The following is a 16685-nucleotide window of genomic DNA, read 5'->3' as shown; positions in this document are numbered from 1 at the left end:
CAAGAACTTACTTCTGAAATTGAACAGTTATCCCGCAAAGGTTCCCCGCATGAGTGTCCGCAAGCTGCTGTTCGCCTTTTTCGCCACCATGCTCACGCTGCTGGCCATCGACGCCCTCTGGCTTACCGTGCTGATGGGCGCTACCTACCAAGCGTATATCGGCGCGCTGATGCTGGCCGAACCGAAGCTGGCGCCGGCAGCGCTGTTTTACGTGTTGTACCCGATGGGACTGGTCGTGTTTGCCGTCGCGCCCGCCGTGCGCAAGCGCGACTGGCGCGCCGCGGCCGGGCTGGGCGGCCTGCTTGGCCTGGTGGCATATGGCACCTATGACTTGAGCAACCTGGCCACCTTGCGCGGTTGGCCGTGGCAGCTGACCATCATCGACATGGCCTGGGGCACGTTGCTGTCGGGCGTGGCGGCTGGCGCGGGCTATGCCGCGGCCACGCATGCTCCCGCCAGCGCCGCTACATCTGCTTGAACAAGCCCTGGTACGCCACCGACACCCTGATCCGCTCCGGCCGCTCCTTCAGGATCACTTCCATGTTCTCATCGACCCGGTACACGCTGGCCACGTGCCGCACGTTGACCACCGCGCTGCGGTGCACCTGCCAGAACCACTGCGCATCGAGCTGCTCGATCAACTCGCGCAGCGGCATGCGGATCAAGGCTTCGCTGTCGGCCGTCACCACGCGCGTGTACTTCGCGTCCGACTCGAAATAGTGGACGTCGTCCACGTGGATCAGCCGCACTTGCGCGCCGACTGACGCCTTGATCCATTGCAGCGCCTGCGACGGCGCCGCATGCGCGCTCGGCACTGGCGCTGGCGCCCGGCTGGCCACGCCCTGCACGATGCGCTCCTTCAGGCGCAGCACGACCTTTGCCAGGCGCGCCAATTCGACCGGCTTGAGCACATAGTCGGCCACGCCTTTTTCAAATGCGCTCAAGGCGTAGTTGTCGTACGCCGTCACCAGCACCACGATGGTTTGCCCGCCCAGCGCCTCGGCCACTTGCAGGCCGGTCATGCCGGGCATGCGGATGTCCAGGAACGCCAGCGTGGGCCGGTGCGCCTGGATCGCCTGGAAAGCGTCAAGGCCGTCGCGGACCGTGGCCAGCACGGTCAGTTCCGGCCACACCTGCGCCAGCGCGTCGACCAGGCCGGCCAGCGCGAACGGCTCGTCGTCGGCAATGATGGCGGTCACGGTCATGCGGGGTTCCCCGCAATGGTGACGGTGGCGCACACGCCGCCGCCATGCGCGGCGCTGATGTCGAGCCGGGCGCGGCCCTCATAAGCTGCGGCCAGGCGGTCGCGGATGTTGCGCAATCCCACGCCGCCGCTGACCGTCTCGGCCGCACCAAACCCAACCCCGTTATCCTCGACGCTGATGACAATCTCCCGCTGCGCGCCAAGCGCGACGCTGCGCGCCAGCACGGCAATGCGCACGGCGCCGGTTTTCATTTCAATGCCGTGCTTGATGGCGTTTTCCACCAGCGTGTGGATGATCAGCGCGGGAAAGGCCACTTGCGCCAGCGCCAGATCGCAGTGCACGTTCACCTCGAGGCGAGCGCCCATGCGCACGCGCACAATGTCCAGATAGGTCTGGACCGACGCAAATTCGCGCTCCAGCGTCGACGCCGCGCCGCGCACTTCCGGAATCGCTTGCCGCAGGTAGCTGATCAGCTTGGTCAGCAAAAAATCGGCCTGGGCCGGATCGTTGCGCACCAGGTGCTGCACGCTGGCCAGGGTATTGAACAAAAAATGCGGCTCGATCTGCGCCTTGAGCATCTGCAGCCGGGCTTCTGCCAGCGCCTGGCCTTGCTCGGCGGTGTGCCGCTTGAGCGCTTCATTGGCAACGCGTTCGTGCCACAGGCGGATGATGACCAGCCGCCAGTAGCTGGTGGCAATCAGGAAGCCAACGCCAATTTCCGGAAAAAAGCGCATGAAGCGCGACACATTGGCAATCGGCTGGACTTGCTGGAGCAGAAAAAATGCCAGGTGTCCCAAAGGCAAGCCGAGCACCGCCGTGAGTGCAGCCCAGGCGGCAAATATCCGGTTCGACGGCGGCCGGTCCGGATGCTTGTCGAGCGTGTGCGCCAGCCAGGTGCTCACCGCAACGGGCGGCAAGACGCACAACATCATGGCAATGCCCGTCCAGCGCCTGGGGGAACGGTTGGAACTCCACCACATCAGCAGCTCAAAGGCGACAATGGCCGCCATGAGCAGGAACTGCACCACCACAGCTTCGCGCGAAATGCGCGTGACCCACACGCCGCTGTGCACCGACAAATCGTTACCTTGATATACCAGACTGCCCGCGCGGCGCAGCCCCTTCCAGAGCGTGTTGAAAAGTTTCATTGTGTTTCAAGTGTAATGGTTGCGTTGCAGATCGACAATCGATCCCTAGAGCACGGCCAGCGCCAGCACCAGGAACAGCCCCATCAAAACTTGCGCCATAACGGCCGCAAGCGGCACACGGCTCACTATCAGATTCATGGAAAGTCCTCGCAGCGTTGTTGTGGTGCGACGAGGATAAGCGCGCCACCGCCCCCCGGGGAAACGCGTGCGACGAACACCGGAATCGAAGGGACCAGTGCGGGGCGCGGCGGACGAACGCGCGGCGGGAACTCGCCGCCCCGCCCCGCATCTAAGCTACTCCGACGTCGCATTCGGCCCCATAAGCACAGGCCGAAGGGGGAATCATGAAACTGAAACAGACGATCATTGCCGCATCGCTCACTGGTGGTGCGCTACTTGCCGTAACCTTGGTCAGGCCGTCGCTGGCCGCGTTCGATGCCATCGCGTTCGATCCGGTCGCGTTCGATCCCGTCGCGTTCGATCCTTTGTTTTCCTCTGGCGCTGCGTGCATGCCAGCACAAGGCGGCCCGCCGCTGCTCTTGGCGCGGCTGATCCAGGCCCAGGGCGAAACGGCGCCCTTCCGCTCTGCGCAGCAAGGTCCCATTCAGATCAACGCAGCCCTGCCGCCACTGTTTGCCGACCTGGGAAAACTGCATGTTCCCGTCAGTACGGCCAACCCCAGGGCCCAGGCATATTTTGACCAGGGCATGCGCCTGACGTTTGCCTTCAACCACGCCGAAGCGGCCCAGGCCTTTCGCGCCGCCCAGCGCTTCGACCCCGGCTGCGCCATGTGTTTCTGGGGCGAGGCACTGGTGCTCGGTCCCAACATCAACGCGCCCATGTTTCCCGCCGCCGCAGCGCCTGCCGCAGCGGCGGCCGCGCAAGCGCTGCGCCTGGCCGGTGGTGCGCGCCCGGCCGAACAGGCCTTGATCCGCGCCGTCGCCCGCCGCTACACCCACGAGACGGCGGCCGACCGGGCCCCGCTCGACCGTGCCTACGCCGACGCTACGACCGAGGCCGCGCACGCCTTTCCCAACGACGACACGATCCAGGTCTTGTTCGCCGAAGCGCTGATGGACCTGTCGCCCTGGGATTACTGGGAAGCGGCCGGCAGCAAGCCCAAGAACCGCACCGCCGAGATGGTCGACGCGCTCGAACGGGTACTCGAGCGCAACCCCACCCATCCCGGCGCGGCCCACTACTATATCCACGCGATGGAAGCGTCGACCCACCCCGACAAGGCCTTGCCGGTGGCGCGCGTGCTGGCCCGGCAAATACCGGGCGCCGGCCACATCGTGCACATGCCGTCCCACATCTACTACCGGGTCGGCATGTACAAGGAAGCGCTGCAGGCCAACCTGGACGCGATTGCCGCCGACGAACGGTACTTCCGCCGCTCCGGCAGCGATCCGGTCTACAAGGGCGCCTACTACCCGCACAACATCCACTTCGTGATGGTGTCGGCACTGATGGGCGGCGACGGCAAGACGGCGCTCGCCGCTGCCGCCAAGCTGGACCGGGCGCTGCCGGCGGCGCTGCTCAAGGACTTTGCCAACTTGCAGCCAGTCAAGGCCGCGCCCTATTTTTCGCACGTGCAGTTCAGCCGTCCGGAAGTGCTGCTGGCGCTGCCCGATCCCGGCCCCGACCTGGTGCTGGTCCGGGCCATGTGGCATTACGCGCGCGCCACCGGCTACGCCCGTACCGGCGCGCTCAGCGAGAGCCAGAAGGAAATCGACGCCATCGCGCAGATCGAGCGCACGGCCGACTTTACCCCGATTGCCAAGTGGGGCATCCCGGCGCAGGACATGGTGCATACGGCGCGCGCGGTAGCGGCCGGGCGCCTGGCTGACGCTGCGGGTGACTTGCCGCGAGCGATCCGGGCTTACCAGGAGGCGGTCGCGGTGCAAGATGCCCGGCCCTACACCGAGCCGCCGTACTGGTACTACCCGGTGCGCCAGTCGCTGGGCGCCGTGCTGCTGCGCGCGGGCCGGTTAGACGACGCCGAACAGGCCTTTCGCGCCTCGCTGGCGCGCACGCCGTCGAACGGCTGGGCGCTGCGCGGGCTGGTCGAGGTGTATCGCCAGCGCGGTGACGCGGCCGCACTGGCAGCGGCGCAAAAACGCTTTGCGACCACGTGGCTGGGGAAGCCCGGCGGGCCGGCGCTGGCCGTGCTGTAGCGTCTTTAACAGTTTCCTCAATCGACAACGCCAACCCACAGCTTGGCGTTGTGATCGACGGCTAAGCGCACGCGGGCCGGAGCGAACGCCGACCTTGCGTGCGCGCCAGTGTTCGTCAGCGGCGTGCTACCCCGCCGTGATGCCGGCATTGGCGCACCATGCGCCGCGAGCCGTCGCGGCAGCGCACCAGCTTTTGCACCCTCACGCGCGGCGCCATGCGCTGCTGTTGCTCAATCTGGACCGTCGCCGCGCCGGGGTTGATGGGACGGGTACTGCCCGATTCAAAGTGGACCTGGGCTTGAGCGCTTCCGGCAAGCACCATGGCCAACATGCAAAGTAGTTTTTTCATCGTATTCCCAAGTCAATTTATCGGAAAACGATTGTCGCACGTTAGCACCGCAGGGCGCCGTCCAGGACGGCACCCTGCCTTTGCCGTGGCTGCAGCGCGCTACTTCTGTTCGTGCAGCGGCGCCAGGATGGCTTGCAAGTCGTCCTGGGTCAGCGCCAGGTTTTGCGAGGCGCCGCCGTCGAGCACGGCATCGGCCAGGTCGGCTTTCTTGCGTTGCAATTCCTGGATTTTCTGTTCCAGCGTGCCGCGCGCAATCAGCTTGTAGACAAACACCGGCTTGTCCTGGCCGATGCGCCAGGCGCGGTCGGTGGCCTGGTTTTCGGCCGCCGGATTCCACCACGGATCGTAGTGGATCACGGTGTCGGCCGCCGTCAAGTTCAAGCCCACGCCGCCCGCCTTCAGGCTGATCAAAAATAGCGGTACATCGCCGCGCTGAAAAGCGGCCACTTGACCGGTGCGGTCGCGCGTTTCGCCCGTCAGCAGCGCGTACGCGATGTCGCGCGCGCGCAGCTCGTCCTCGATCAATGCCAGCATGCTGGTAAATTGCGAGAACACGAGGATCTTGCGCCCTTCGTCGAGCAGCTCGACGATCATGTCCATCAGCTCGACCAGCTTGGCCGACGGCGCCGGGGCACCCTTTTTGCCGGCGATCTTGACCAGGCGCGGGTCGCAGCAAACCTGGCGCAGCTTAAGCAGCGCGTCGAGGATCACGATCTGGCTGCGCGCCACGCCCTTGCTGGCAATCGCGTCGCGCACTTTTTTATCCATCGCCAGGCGCACCGTTTCGTACAGGTCGCGCTGCAGCCCGGTCAGTTCGACTTCGCGCACCATCTCGGTCTTGGCCGGCAATTCCTTGGCCACCGCGTCTTTGGTGCGGCGCAGCAAAAATGGCTTGATGCGGCGCACCAGAAAATCCTTCCGGCTGGCGTCGCCCAGCTTTTCGATCGGTTTGCGGTAATTCGCATTGAACGCTTTTTCCTCGCCCAGCAGGCCGGGCATCAGAAAATGAAACTGCGACCACAATTCGCCCAGGTGGTTTTGCAGCGGCGTGCCGGTCAGGCACAGGCGATGCGTGGCCACCAGCAATGCTGCCGTCTGCGCCGCCTTGGCGCGGCTGTTCTTGATGTATTGCGACTCGTCCAGGATCAAGAGGTGGAAGCGCTGCGCGCGCAGCTGCGTTTCGTCGCGCGCCAGCAAGGCGTAGGTGGTCAGCACCAGGTCGTACTGGCCGATATGGGCAAAATGCTGCTGGCGCTCGGCGCCGTGCAGCAGCAGCACGCGCAGGCCGGGCGCAAAGCGCGCCGCCTCGGCCTGCCAGTTGCCCATCAGGCTGGTGGGCGCCACCACCAGTGCCGGCGAAGTCAAACGGCCGGCTTCTTTTTCCACCAGAATGTGGGCTAGCGTCTGCACCGTCTTGCCCAAGCCCATGTCGTCGGCCAGGATGCCCGCCATGCCAAACTCGCGCAGGAACTGCATCCACGCCAGGCCGTCGAACTGGTAGGCGCGCAAGCTGGCCTGCAAGCCCGCCGGCGCGGCGACCGCCTGCACGCCCTTGAAGTCGCGCAGCTTGTGGCCGAGCGCGCGCAGTTGGGCGCCGCCCGCCCAGCGCAGGCGCGCGCTCGCCTCCAGTTCGGCCAGGCGCGCCGCGTCCAGCGCCGACAGGCGCAGCGTGCTGCCTACGTGGTCGGTGAAATACAGTTCGCCCAGGGTGCGCAAGATGGGCTTGATGCGGCCCCAAGGCAGCGCCACGCGCACGCCGTCGGGCAGTTGGGCGAGCAATTGTTCATGGTCCGGATGGGCTTCGAGCGCAGCCGGATCGAACTCGTGCGGCGCGCTGCCGATCAGTTGCAGCAGCAGCGGCATGAGCGCCACGCGGCTGCCATTGACGACAATGCCAAGTTCCAGGTCGAACCAGGCGTTGCCCCCTTCGTCGCCCTGCTCGACGTCGGCATACCAGTCGTCGACCTCGGTCAGGTCGAACCGGAACGACGGGTCTTGCTCGATCTCCCAGCCAGCCTCGCGCAGCAGCGGCAATTGCTCGCGCGCGAAGCGCATCCAGGCGTCGAGGTGCGCCAGGCGCCGCATGCCCTTGAGCGCGGCCGGCACCGAAAAGCCGAGGTCGGCCAGCATGGCTGCCGATGCCGCTTCGCGCGCCATGTCGCGCACGATGGTTTCAAAACCGGCCGCTGTATGCCGGTAGATGTCGCCGGCGGGGCCGGCGCGCTCGCCGTCGTAGTCGAAGCCGAGCACCGCGTAGTCATCCCAGCCGGTCTGGCCGGTATGCGGGTCGCGCTTGGCAATGCTGCCCAGCCACAGCACGGGTAGCGGCGCGATATCGCTGCGCACCGAGTTCTGCAAGTTGGGGGGCGCGGGCAGCAGCAAACCGAGGCCCTGCTCGACGATGCGGCGCGCGACGGCATCGCGGTCGCGCGGGCTGACCGGCGGCGCGTGCAGCAGCAGCGCCTGCAGTTCGGCGATCGGCACCGTCCGGGCCGAATCGGGCAGGATGAATTCGCCCACCCGCCCGCCATGCACATACATGGGCGGCACGGTTGGCAAGACGCAGGCCACCGCTTCGGCGCCCGTGAACTGCCAGTCCAGGCGCAGACTGTCGCTGTGCTCGCCCTCGGAAATCCAGGCGATCTGGCCGGCGCGCGCCGGCCCCTGTTCCAGCAACTGAAGGTTGCCGGTCTTGAGGTCGCTATGCTCATCGGCCCAGGCCAGCGCGCCACCGTCGAGCGCCTGGCGCAGGAAGCGGGCGCCGTCTTCGCCGTGCACCTCGGCGGTCGGAGAAGCGTACAGGCCGCCGTTGGCCATGCCGACCAGCAGCGCCACGGCGGCCCGGTCGGCAGCCCGGACAAACGGCTGCGTGTTGCGCAGCAGGCTGTAGGAGTCGCCGAACAGGGTGGCGGAAACGACCTTGCCGTCGTCCATTTTTGCCTTGGCCACGCGCACATCGATGCGGTGGAAGATGTGATCGGGCTGCAGCACGAACAGCAGGCGCAGCGACGCGGTCCGCACTTTTTTTGGCTTGGCGGCGCTCTTGTCGGCGATCTTTTGCATCTGCTCGACCTGCTGCAGCCAGGCCGACATGGCTTGCGGGACGACCGGGCCGGCATCGGGCTCGTTTGCCATGAACGGTTCCCGGTCCAGATACGCGAGCAGGGCCGCCACCACGTGCTTGCAATTCGATTGCATGGGACAAGAGCAGTCGCCGTCAATGACGACGCCCGACTTGGAGGCGCCGAATGAAATGGACTGGCGGTACAGATGGCCGCCGCTACCGCTCACTTCGCTCTGGATCACGCCGCGCACCATCGCCAGCGCGCGCACCTTGCCGCGCTGCGCATAGTCGTGGCCCCGGGAATAGGTGCCGCGATCGTAGTGTCGAAGGATATCGTTCAGGGAGAATTGCATGGAGGGACGGCCGGGGCATGGAGCAAGGCAGTCATTATCGCAGAACGGCGCCCATCGCCGGGTCGCTGATGCCGTCGCTCCCGGTTTCGATGCGCCAGGCCAGACGCCGCAGGTAGCCGGGCCACGCGTGCACCTGCACGCTCAGGTCGTACCAGTTGCCGCTGGCGGCCAGCGGCCAGAGGCGCACCGCGCTCGCGCCTGGCGCGACGGTGACAATCCAGGCCGGCGCGCCATAGACGTTGTCGCTGACCGTGCAGGCGAGCGCGCCAGGTTCGGGATTGGCCAGCGCGATGGCAATCCCGTCAACGCCATCAGCGCAGCGCACTGCCAGGCCTTGCGATCCGTGGCCGCAAAAATGGCGATGAAAGCCGTTCGGGCCCAGCACCCACAAGTCGTAGCCGCCGTCGGCGTCGGGCAGCCAATCGGCCCGCAGCTCCTTGCCCGCTTCAACCGTGTAGCGGCGCGGTCCAAGCTGCAGGCGGCGCTTGTCATAGACATGGAACACGGCGCCGGCCTGCCCGCTGTTGACGAAGGCAAGCGCGATGCGGTCATTGTCGATCAGGTCATGGACGTGCAGCACGTAGGGCAGCGCGCGCGATGGTTTGGTGCCGCCCTGCTGCACAGGCAGGGAGGCAAGCGGCGGCGGCGCCGGCAACACGGTGCCGGCCAGTTCGCGCGCGCGCGGCCAGCTCGCCGGTGGCGGGCAGCGCGGCGAAAAACGCGCGATCATCCGGACGGGTGAAGTCAAAAGCGCTCGTCAGGTCGCCGCACACGGCGCGCCGCCATGGCGAAATATTCGGCTCCGGCACGCCGAAACGCCGCTCCATGAATCGGATCACGGAGCTGTGATCGACCACCTGCGAGTTGACCCAACCGCCCGTGCTCCACGGCGAAATCACATACATCGGCACGCGCGGGCCCAGGCCATAGGGGCGGTGCATCAGCTCCGGCGTTTCGCTCGCCTCGGTGCTGGCAGATTCGTGGTATTCGCCGGCCGTGGTGACCGTCGAGGCGCCCGCCAGCACGGCCTGGTCCGGATCGGCGTCCCAGCGCTGGTACGAGGGCGCGGCCGGGGGCGGCATGTGATCAAAAAAGCCGTCGTTTTCATCGAACATCAGCAGTAGCACGGTCTTGCTCCACACTTGGGGGCATGCACTGAGCGCCCCGATGACGCCCGCCGTGTAATTGGCGCCCTGCGCCGGGCTGGAAGGGACGGGATGCTCGGATCCGTCGGCGGTGGCGACGATGAACGACACCTGCGCCAGCGTGCCGGCGGCAACGTCGGCGCGCAGCTGGTCCAGCGTGCGGGTGCTCATGCCGCGTTCGCGTAGCGCAGGATCCGATCCGCTCACGCCGGCTAGGGCGTCGCGAAATGCTTTGAAACCGGCCAGCGGATTGTCGGTGTCGTTGTCGGCCGTGTCTTGGTACACCTGCCAGCTCACGCCCGCCGCCTGCAGGCGCTCGCCATAGGTGCTCCAGGTGTAACCGCCGTCCGGGTCGAAAAGCACGTTGTCGTAGCTGTTGCCGATGACCGGAGCATGGCCCTGCCGCAGCGGATCGATGCTGCCGGTCCAGGCGTACACGCGGTTCGGATTGGTGCCCGCCTGGACCGCGCAATGGTAGGCGTCGCATACCGTAAAGGCGTTGGCCAGCGCGAACTGGAAGGGGATGTCCGCTTGCGTGAAGTAGCCCATCGCGTGCTTGTGCTTGTGCGTGGGCCAGGCATCGAGAATGCCGTTGTTCCAGGCGCGCTGCGCGTCCGGCCAGGTGTGGGGCGTTCCCGCTGCGCGCATGTGCGCGAAGGATTGTCCGGTATCGAGATGGAATGGCGAGATCAGTGTGCCATCGGCGGCGCGCTGGGTCCAGACGTCGCGCTCCTGCCCGCTTGGGGCGAGAGCTGAAACGGGAACCGGGATCGGGAAGCGGTCGCCAAAGCCGCGCACGCCGGGCATGGTGCCGAAGTAATGGTCGAAGGAACGGTTTTCCTGCATCAGGATGACGATGTGCGCCACGTCCATGCTGGTGCCGCTGCGGCAATTGTCTGGAACTGCGCTACCGGCCGGCTTTTTATTCGACGCCATAACTTGCTTCCATTAACTCGCTAGCAACCATTTTATTACAGCAATACTACCAGCGCGCTGAAAAGAACTAGCTAGGTGAATTATTGTAGTGATACACTGATTCACATGGACTTTGACATCTTTCCGAACGCCCCAACCCCGATCTACCGCCAAATTGTTGAGCAGATACGGCGCCGGGTCGCCAGCGGCCAGCTCAAGCCTGGCGATGCGCTGCCTTCCGTGCGCGCCGTGGCGCAGCACTATGCGATCAACCCGATGACCGTCAGCAAGGCCTACAGTTTGCTGGAAGGCGAGCAACTACTGGTGCGGCTGCGCGGGGTGGGCATGGCCATCGCCGCGGTCACAGGCGTCACGCCGCACCAGGAAAAGCTGGCAATGCTGCAACCGGCGCTCGACGCCGCCGCACGCACGGTCCGCCAGCTTGGCCTGAGCAACGCCGACGCAATGTCCCTGTTTGAACTGAGCCTGCAACAATTTACCCAGAAAGAAGATAATGAATAAGCCGGCCATCAGCGCCCAGCGCCTAACCGTCCGCCACGCCGACGCCACCATTCTCGACCGCATCACCTTCGACATCCCGTCCGGCGCGGTAGTCGGTCTGGTGGGGCGCAACGGTGCGGGCAAGTCGACCTTGCTGCGCTGCCTCGCCGGGCTGCAGGAGCCCGACAGCGGCGCCAGCCAACTGCTGGGGCGAGCCTCGCTTGACCTGGACGACGCCACCCGCGCGCGCCTCGGCTACGTCGGCCAGACGCCTGACCTGCTTGAATGGATGGTGGTGTCGGACCACCTGCGCCTGGTCGGCGAAGCGTATCCCGGCTGGAGCCTGGAGCGCTGCGACGTGCTCGCGGCGCGTTTCCAGTTGCCGCTGGCGGGCAAGGTGGGCGAACTGTCCGGCGGCGACCAGCAAAAAATGGCCCTCGTGATGGCCCTTTCGCACGACCCGGACTTGCTGCTGCTCGACGAACCGGTCGCCAGCCTCGACCCCCTCACGCGCCAGGAATTCATGCGCGCCATGTTCGCCCGCGGCGACGCGTGCGAACGCACGGTCATGATCTCCAGCCATGTCCTGACCGACCTTGAACGGGTGGTCTCGCACGTCGCTTTCATGCGCGGCGGCGTTTTGCAACTGCTCGACACCTGGGATGCCATGCTCGACTACCTGCGGCTGGTGCCGGCCGCCAGCGCCGTGGACCCGGCCGCCATCGTCAGTGCGCCGCCGCGCCACGCGAGCATGATCATCGACACTCGCCACGCGCCCTCACTGGCCGCTGCCGGCAAGGCCATGACACTGCCCGAACTATTCGCGGAACTGAATCAATGAGCACCGCCATCCTCAAACCGATGCGCCATGCACAAGCCTACCTGCTCGTGATGGCGATTTTCCTGGTGTACTGGATCTGCATGCTCGTCTTCGATGCGGCTCCCGGGCGGCCGCTAGCAGCGGCGAGCACCGTGCTGATGTTGCCCGTGATGGGTACCATGTTTTGGGTGGCCCGCTTTCAAAGTGCACAGCTGGCCCGCGCGCTCGTCATGCTCGGCGAACGCCAGTCGCCGCGCCGCCTGCGCCAGAGCCTGATCCGCGGCACCAGCATGCGCCTGGCCCTGACCTGGGCTTTCCTGTCCGCGGGCATCGGTTTGCAATTCCAGCTTCCGCACTCCCCGTACACCCCGCTGAGCGGCGCCGCCCTCGTCTCGCTCACGGCCTGTCTCGGCCTGTTAAGAGGCGCGCCGGGCACTGGCCGGGGGAGCATGGCGCTGGCCCGGCTGCTGGAAGCGGCGCCTTGGCTGGCGGGCGTCGCAGTGCTGATCGGCGGTGTGGACAAGGTGCTCGCCGGGCTTGACGGCTTGCCGCCGCTGCTGCTGGCCGGATGCGTACTGCTGTTCCCTGCCCTGCTATTGGGCACACAGTTGCAACGCGAACGTGGCTTGCAATCGTACCGCTCGCAGCCGAAGCGCACGGGTGGCTTGCACCTCTGGTTCGGTGCGCAACTGCGGCGCTGGACGATCCTCGGCTGGGACCAAAACGGCATCCCGGGCCCCGCTTCCACGGCAGCACTCCTGACACAGCGGGTACTCCAAATCGGCATGCCGCTGGCGCTGCTGACGACCCGGCCGGTGGCCCATGACGGCGTGCTCGACCTGGCGCGCTTGGGCGGCCTGGCGATGGGCGCTGCCTTCATCAGCTGTTCATTGCTGATGCGCGACCTGCACCTGCGCGAACTGCTGGTGCCCGGCGGTCTGCGGCGCGGCCGCATCGCAACGCGCATTTTCGGCTTCACGTTCGCGGCGCAATTGCTGCTCATGCTGGCCGCGTATGCACTGCTTGGCGCCTGGTTGCTTGGCCGCGGCGTCAGTAGTTCACTGTTGCTCGCCAATCTGCTGGGCTATTGGCCAAGGCTGCTGGAATTGGCTCTGATGACCAGTGGCGCGCTGGTACTGGCGGGCCGTTACGGTCCGGCGCGGATCAAGCTGGTTGGGGGTATTTACTGCGTGAGCCTGCTGTTTTCTCCGTCGCTTGACGCTTCGATGCATGTGCGGGTGGCGCCACTCACGTATGCGATCTGCACGCTGGCCGCGTCGGCTTTGCTGCTGTGGTTTGCCAACCGCACCTGGACGACGGGAAAATTGTTCGGCCGGTACGGTCAGCGCCCAGGGTTCCCATCGGCCAGTTAACTGCCGCTATAGAGCTTTTCCGTTGCCTTTTTAAGTTCGGCAAGCGGCAAGAATGGATCCGAAATGGTGAGAATGGCGTGCAAATTGTTCCTCAATTTATCGCGCTCGATGGGTCCTGGCGCAATTGCTGTTTGCAATAAATGAATCGCCATGTCAGCCAACAGTAAACGCTGCTTCTCGCGCCAAGCGTCCGCGGCGTTCTGATCTTGCCTGGTGGCGGGATGGCGAAGGTAGGCTTCTTCCACCGCACTGTGCATTTCCCAACCCGTTTCTATAAGTTCGTGTCGCTTTTTTTCATCCATCCGTCATTCTCGCACAGGCTCGCTACTCCCCTCGGTCTGCGTCTGCAGGTTGAGCGCGTACGTCAGCCAACGCCGCGAGCAGCGTGTCGAGCAACTCAATCAGTTCGGGCGCGAGCGCGGCCGCCTGTTCGGATCGCCCGGCGCGCAGCGCCTGTTCGACCGTGTTCGACATGGCCGACAGCGCGCTCGCGCCCACGTACACGGCGCTTGACTTGAGGTTGTGCGCCAGGCGCTCGAGCGCATCGTAGCGACCGCTCGCGACGGCGTCGCGCACCACTTGCGGCGCGCGCGCGTACTCGCGCAGAAAGCTGCGCAGGCGCTTGTGCAGGCGCGGCAGGCTGCCGTCCACGTCGGCCAGCGCTTTATCCCACTCAATGCCGGGCACCGGCGCCGGCATGCCGTCCGCGCCCGCGACCGCCGCTCTTGCGTTCTCCACGGCGCGGCGCCCGGCCAGGCGCGCCGGGTCAATCCACTTGAGCAGCGTGCGAAACAGGTGTTCCGGGTCGATCGGCTTGGTCACATGATCGTTCATGCCGGCCGCCAGACTTTGCTCGCGGTCGCCCGCCATCGCGTGCGCCGTCATGGCGACAATCGGCACCTCGTTGCGGTGCCCCAGCGCGCGGATCTTGCGGGTGGCGGCCAAGCCGTCGATGTCGGGCATGGCGATGTCCATCAGGACCAGGTCGTAGTCGTGCTCGCGCACCATGCGCACCGCGTCGACGCCATGCATGGCAACGTCCACCTGCATGGCGGCGGCAGCCAGAAAGTCGAGCGCTACTTCGCGGTTATTGGCGTTGTCTTCCACCAGCAAAATGCGCGCACCGTTCAAGCCCGACAAATCGGGCACGCGCGGCCCCACGCGTCCCGGCTCGCCCTGCGCCTCGCCCAGCTCGGGGCGCAGCACCTGCAGCAGGCTGTGATACAAGAGCGACGGCCCCACCGGCTTGGACAAAAAACCGTCCGGCTGCAGCTGGGCGTGGGCGTTGGCGTTGGCGTTGGCGTTGGCGTTGGCGTTGGCGTTGGCGTCGGCGTCGGCGTCGGCGCGGACCATGTCTTCGCGCGTAAGGGCGCTCACCATCAGGATCGACGGCGGCGCCGCAAAGCGCGCATCGCCGCGAATCCGGCGGATCGTTTCGATCCCATCCCAGCCCGGCATCATGAAGTCCATCAGCACCGCGTGGTACGGCGTGCCCGCCTCCACCGCAGCGGCCAGCATCTCGAGCGCGCGCTCGCCTGAATGGGCCGACTGCGCATTGATGCCGAACGAGCCGAGCATCTCGACCAGCGCATCGGCGGCCGTCACGCTGTCGTCGACCACCAACACGCGCACCTGGTGCAGCAGCGCCACGGGAGTGGCCAGCGGCACCACGGCGTCGCTGCCGATTCCCAGCTGCACGGTAAAGCTGAAGCGGCTACCCACGCCCGGCGTGCTGCTGACCGCAATCGTCCCTTTCATCAGTTCCACCAGTTGCCTGGAGATCGACAGGCCAAGCCCGGTGCCCCCGTAGCGGCGCGTGATCGAGCCGTCGCCCTGGCTGAACGACTGGAACAACCGGGCCTGCTGCTCGTGGTCCATGCCAATGCCGGTATCGGTCACGCTAAAGCGCAGCACCAAGGCATCGTCCAAGCGCTCGGCGACGTCAACGGCGACGACGATGTCGCCTTTTTCAGTGAACTTGACGGCGTTGTTGGTCAGGTTGATCAGCACCTGGCCCAGGCGCAGCGGGTCGCCCACCAGCGTGGCAGGCACGTCGCGCCCCACCCGAAACACCAGCTCCACGCGCGACGCATCGGTCTTGATGACCGTCATGCTCGACAAGTGCTCGAAAATGTCGGCGAGCTTGAAGGCCACCGATTCGACACTGAGCTTGCCCGCTTCGATCTTGGAAAAATCGAGAATGTCATTGATGATGCCCAGCAGGTGCTCGCCGGCGCCGTGGATCTTGGCCAGGTAGTTGCGCTGCGTGGCGTTCGGGCTGGTCATCAGGGCCAGCCGGCTCATGCCGATAATCGCGTTCATCGGCGTGCGGATTTCATGGCTCATATTGGCCAAGAAATCCGACTTGAGGCGGCTTGCCGCTTCGGCGCGCAACATCGCCTCTTGCGCGGCTTTGCTGCGCATACCCAGGATGCGCATGAAGATCAGCATGTCGAGCGTATTGCCGAACTGGCCCACATGCATGGTCCAGAAGGTCGCCCCCACCCTGCCCGAGATGACCTGCGCCACTGTCAGCGAAGCGACAAAGCTGATCGCCCAACCGACTAAAAAATATGTGCCGACCGTGTCGCCGCGGCGCGCGCGCAGAAAGGCGCCCGGAAGCCCGAGCAGCATCGGCATCAAGCCCAGCGTGCTGACGATCAGCACCAGTTGAGCCACGCTGACCAGGTCCAGGCCATAGGCGAGCGCGGCGAGCACCGTCAGGACCGCGCCGGTTTTCATGAGGCAGCTGAACACGTGGTCCTTGCCGGGGCGCGCCAAGGCCTGCTCGACAAACAGGTAAGCGCCGCATGACGCCATCAGCGCGAAAATGCCGCCGCAATGCACGGTCATCCACAGATTGTTCTTCCACAGGTACTGGGTGCCGATGCCGAAAAACTCGATCGTGAACAGATTCAGCCCCGCCACCATCAGCGCATATTTGGCAAACAGCGGCGAGCGCAGGTTGACCCACTGCGCCAGGCTGTACAACAGCAGGCAAACGCTCAAGCCGATCAGCAGCCCCTGCAGCATTTGCTCGTTCATGGCCGTGGCATGAAAGGCGTAGGGCTTAGACAGGCGGATCGGCAAGATCTTGGCGCCCGAGTTTTCGACCCGCAGCAGCAGAACGTAACTGGTGCCGGGCGTTAGTTCAAGCATGCTGGCCGGCGTGCGCCCGGCCAGCGACGCTGCCGAATTGTCGCGCAGGCTGCCCAGCGCGGTATGGCGCGTGAGCTTGCCGCCATCGATGACATACAAGTCCACGCGATTGAGCAGCGCGTAATCGATGTTCATGATCCAGCGGCCATCGCCGGCGGGCGCCACCACCACGGGAATGCGCAGCCACACCACTTCCTCGCGCACACCCAGCGTGGCGTAGGCCGAGGTGGGCGCGGCGAAAGCGCCGGCCTTGGCCAGCGCGGCGGCCGGCGTGAGCTGCCCGCCGGCGTCGTACAGCACCCGCACGGCGGGCCAGGCGTCAATCTGGGCGTCCTGGTCCTGCAGCAGCAGCGGGGCCGCGGCCGGCGAGGCAGCGGCCGGCGGCACGGCCAGCCATATCAGGCAGGCCAGCGCCAGGGCCAACAGCCGCGTCAAGCCGGCGTCCTGTCGACGGTTGAAGATCGGCGTTGCCATGT

Annotated in this window: 13 protein-coding genes; 5 read left to right on the top strand and 8 right to left on the bottom strand. The window is 65.8% G+C overall.

The annotated features are described in order from the left end of the window. Positions 1-49 precede the first annotated feature (49 nt). The gene (locus tag ACP7BV_RS09530) at positions 50-478 is read left to right on the top strand and encodes a DUF2177 family protein (RefSeq protein WP_426103575.1); all 429 of its coding nucleotides are present in this window, start codon (positions 50-52) and stop codon (positions 476-478) included. Here the strand turns inward: ACP7BV_RS09530 and ACP7BV_RS09525 are convergent. After that, positions 465-1205, bottom strand: a complete 741-nt coding sequence (locus ACP7BV_RS09525; protein WP_426103574.1) for a LytR/AlgR family response regulator transcription factor — start codon at positions 1203-1205, stop codon at positions 465-467. The genes ACP7BV_RS09530 and ACP7BV_RS09525 overlap by 14 nt on opposite strands. Next, a complete protein-coding gene (locus ACP7BV_RS09520) occupies positions 1202-2353 on the bottom strand; it encodes a sensor histidine kinase (protein ID WP_426103573.1) in 1152 nt (383 codons plus the stop codon). Before ACP7BV_RS09520 ends, ACP7BV_RS09525 begins: the two co-directional genes overlap by 4 nt. Before the next feature lie 344 nt (positions 2354-2697). Between ACP7BV_RS09520 and ACP7BV_RS09515 the strand changes: the two genes are divergently transcribed. Beyond that, on the top strand, positions 2698-4530 hold the full coding sequence (locus ACP7BV_RS09515; protein WP_426103572.1) for a hypothetical protein: 1833 nt from the start codon (positions 2698-2700) through the stop codon (positions 4528-4530). 115 nt (positions 4531-4645) lie between these two features. Here ACP7BV_RS09515 and ACP7BV_RS09510 read toward each other — a convergent pair whose 3' ends face one another. From ACP7BV_RS09510 to ACP7BV_RS09495, 4 genes are all read right to left on the bottom strand, one after another. Continuing rightward, positions 4646-4879, bottom strand: coding sequence for a hypothetical protein (locus ACP7BV_RS09510; protein WP_426103571.1), 234 nt, complete (start codon positions 4877-4879; stop codon positions 4646-4648). Between the two features lie 99 nt (positions 4880-4978). Continuing rightward, positions 4979-8296 carry an SNF2-related protein gene (locus ACP7BV_RS09505; RefSeq protein ID WP_426103570.1) on the bottom strand — a complete coding sequence of 1106 codons (3318 nt, stop codon included), beginning with the start codon at positions 8294-8296 and terminating at the stop codon, positions 4979-4981. Positions 8297-8330: 34 nt separating this feature from the next. Next, the gene (locus tag ACP7BV_RS09500; RefSeq protein ID WP_426103569.1) at positions 8331-8876 is read right to left on the bottom strand and encodes a phospholipase domain-containing protein; all 546 of its coding nucleotides are present in this window, start codon (positions 8874-8876) and stop codon (positions 8331-8333) included. Then, positions 8860-10377: a phosphocholine-specific phospholipase C gene (locus ACP7BV_RS09495; protein ID WP_426103568.1), complete on the bottom strand. Its 1518-nt coding sequence runs from the start codon at positions 10375-10377 to the stop codon at positions 8860-8862. Before ACP7BV_RS09495 ends, ACP7BV_RS09500 begins: the two co-directional genes overlap by 17 nt. Positions 10378-10482: 105 nt before the next feature. On the opposite strand from ACP7BV_RS09495, the gene ACP7BV_RS09490 reads away from it, so the two are divergent. The 3 genes from ACP7BV_RS09490 to ACP7BV_RS09480 are packed head-to-tail and all read left to right on the top strand — an operon-like array spanning position 10483 to position 13050. Next, a complete protein-coding gene (locus ACP7BV_RS09490) occupies positions 10483-10878 on the top strand; it encodes a GntR family transcriptional regulator (RefSeq protein WP_426103567.1) in 396 nt (131 codons plus the stop codon). After that, entirely contained in the window at positions 10871-11698 is an 828-nt protein-coding gene (locus tag ACP7BV_RS09485; protein ID WP_426103566.1) for an ABC transporter ATP-binding protein, read from the top strand. The genes ACP7BV_RS09490 and ACP7BV_RS09485 overlap by 8 nt, the downstream gene beginning before the upstream one ends. Then, a complete protein-coding gene (locus ACP7BV_RS09480; protein WP_426103565.1) occupies positions 11695-13050 on the top strand; it encodes a hypothetical protein in 1356 nt (451 codons plus the stop codon). The genes ACP7BV_RS09485 and ACP7BV_RS09480 overlap by 4 nt, the downstream gene beginning before the upstream one ends. Here ACP7BV_RS09480 and ACP7BV_RS09475 read toward each other — a convergent pair. Both ACP7BV_RS09475 and ACP7BV_RS09470 read right to left on the bottom strand, forming a co-directional pair. Next, the gene (locus ACP7BV_RS09475) at positions 13047-13352 is read right to left on the bottom strand and encodes a hypothetical protein (RefSeq protein WP_426103564.1); all 306 of its coding nucleotides are present in this window, start codon (positions 13350-13352) and stop codon (positions 13047-13049) included. The genes ACP7BV_RS09480 and ACP7BV_RS09475 overlap by 4 nt on opposite strands. A gap of 22 nt (positions 13353-13374) precedes the next feature. Next, on the bottom strand, positions 13375-16683 hold the full coding sequence (locus tag ACP7BV_RS09470) for a response regulator (protein ID WP_426103563.1): 3309 nt from the start codon (positions 16681-16683) through the stop codon (positions 13375-13377). Positions 16684-16685 lie beyond the last annotated feature (2 nt).

It is taken from the genome of Massilia sp. TSP1-1-2 (genome assembly GCF_049896185.1).
Taxonomy (GTDB): Bacteria; Pseudomonadota; Gammaproteobacteria; order Burkholderiales; family Burkholderiaceae_D; genus Telluria_A.
Note: the sequence above shows the minus strand (reverse complement) of the source record. Positions and strands in the feature narration are given on the sequence as shown.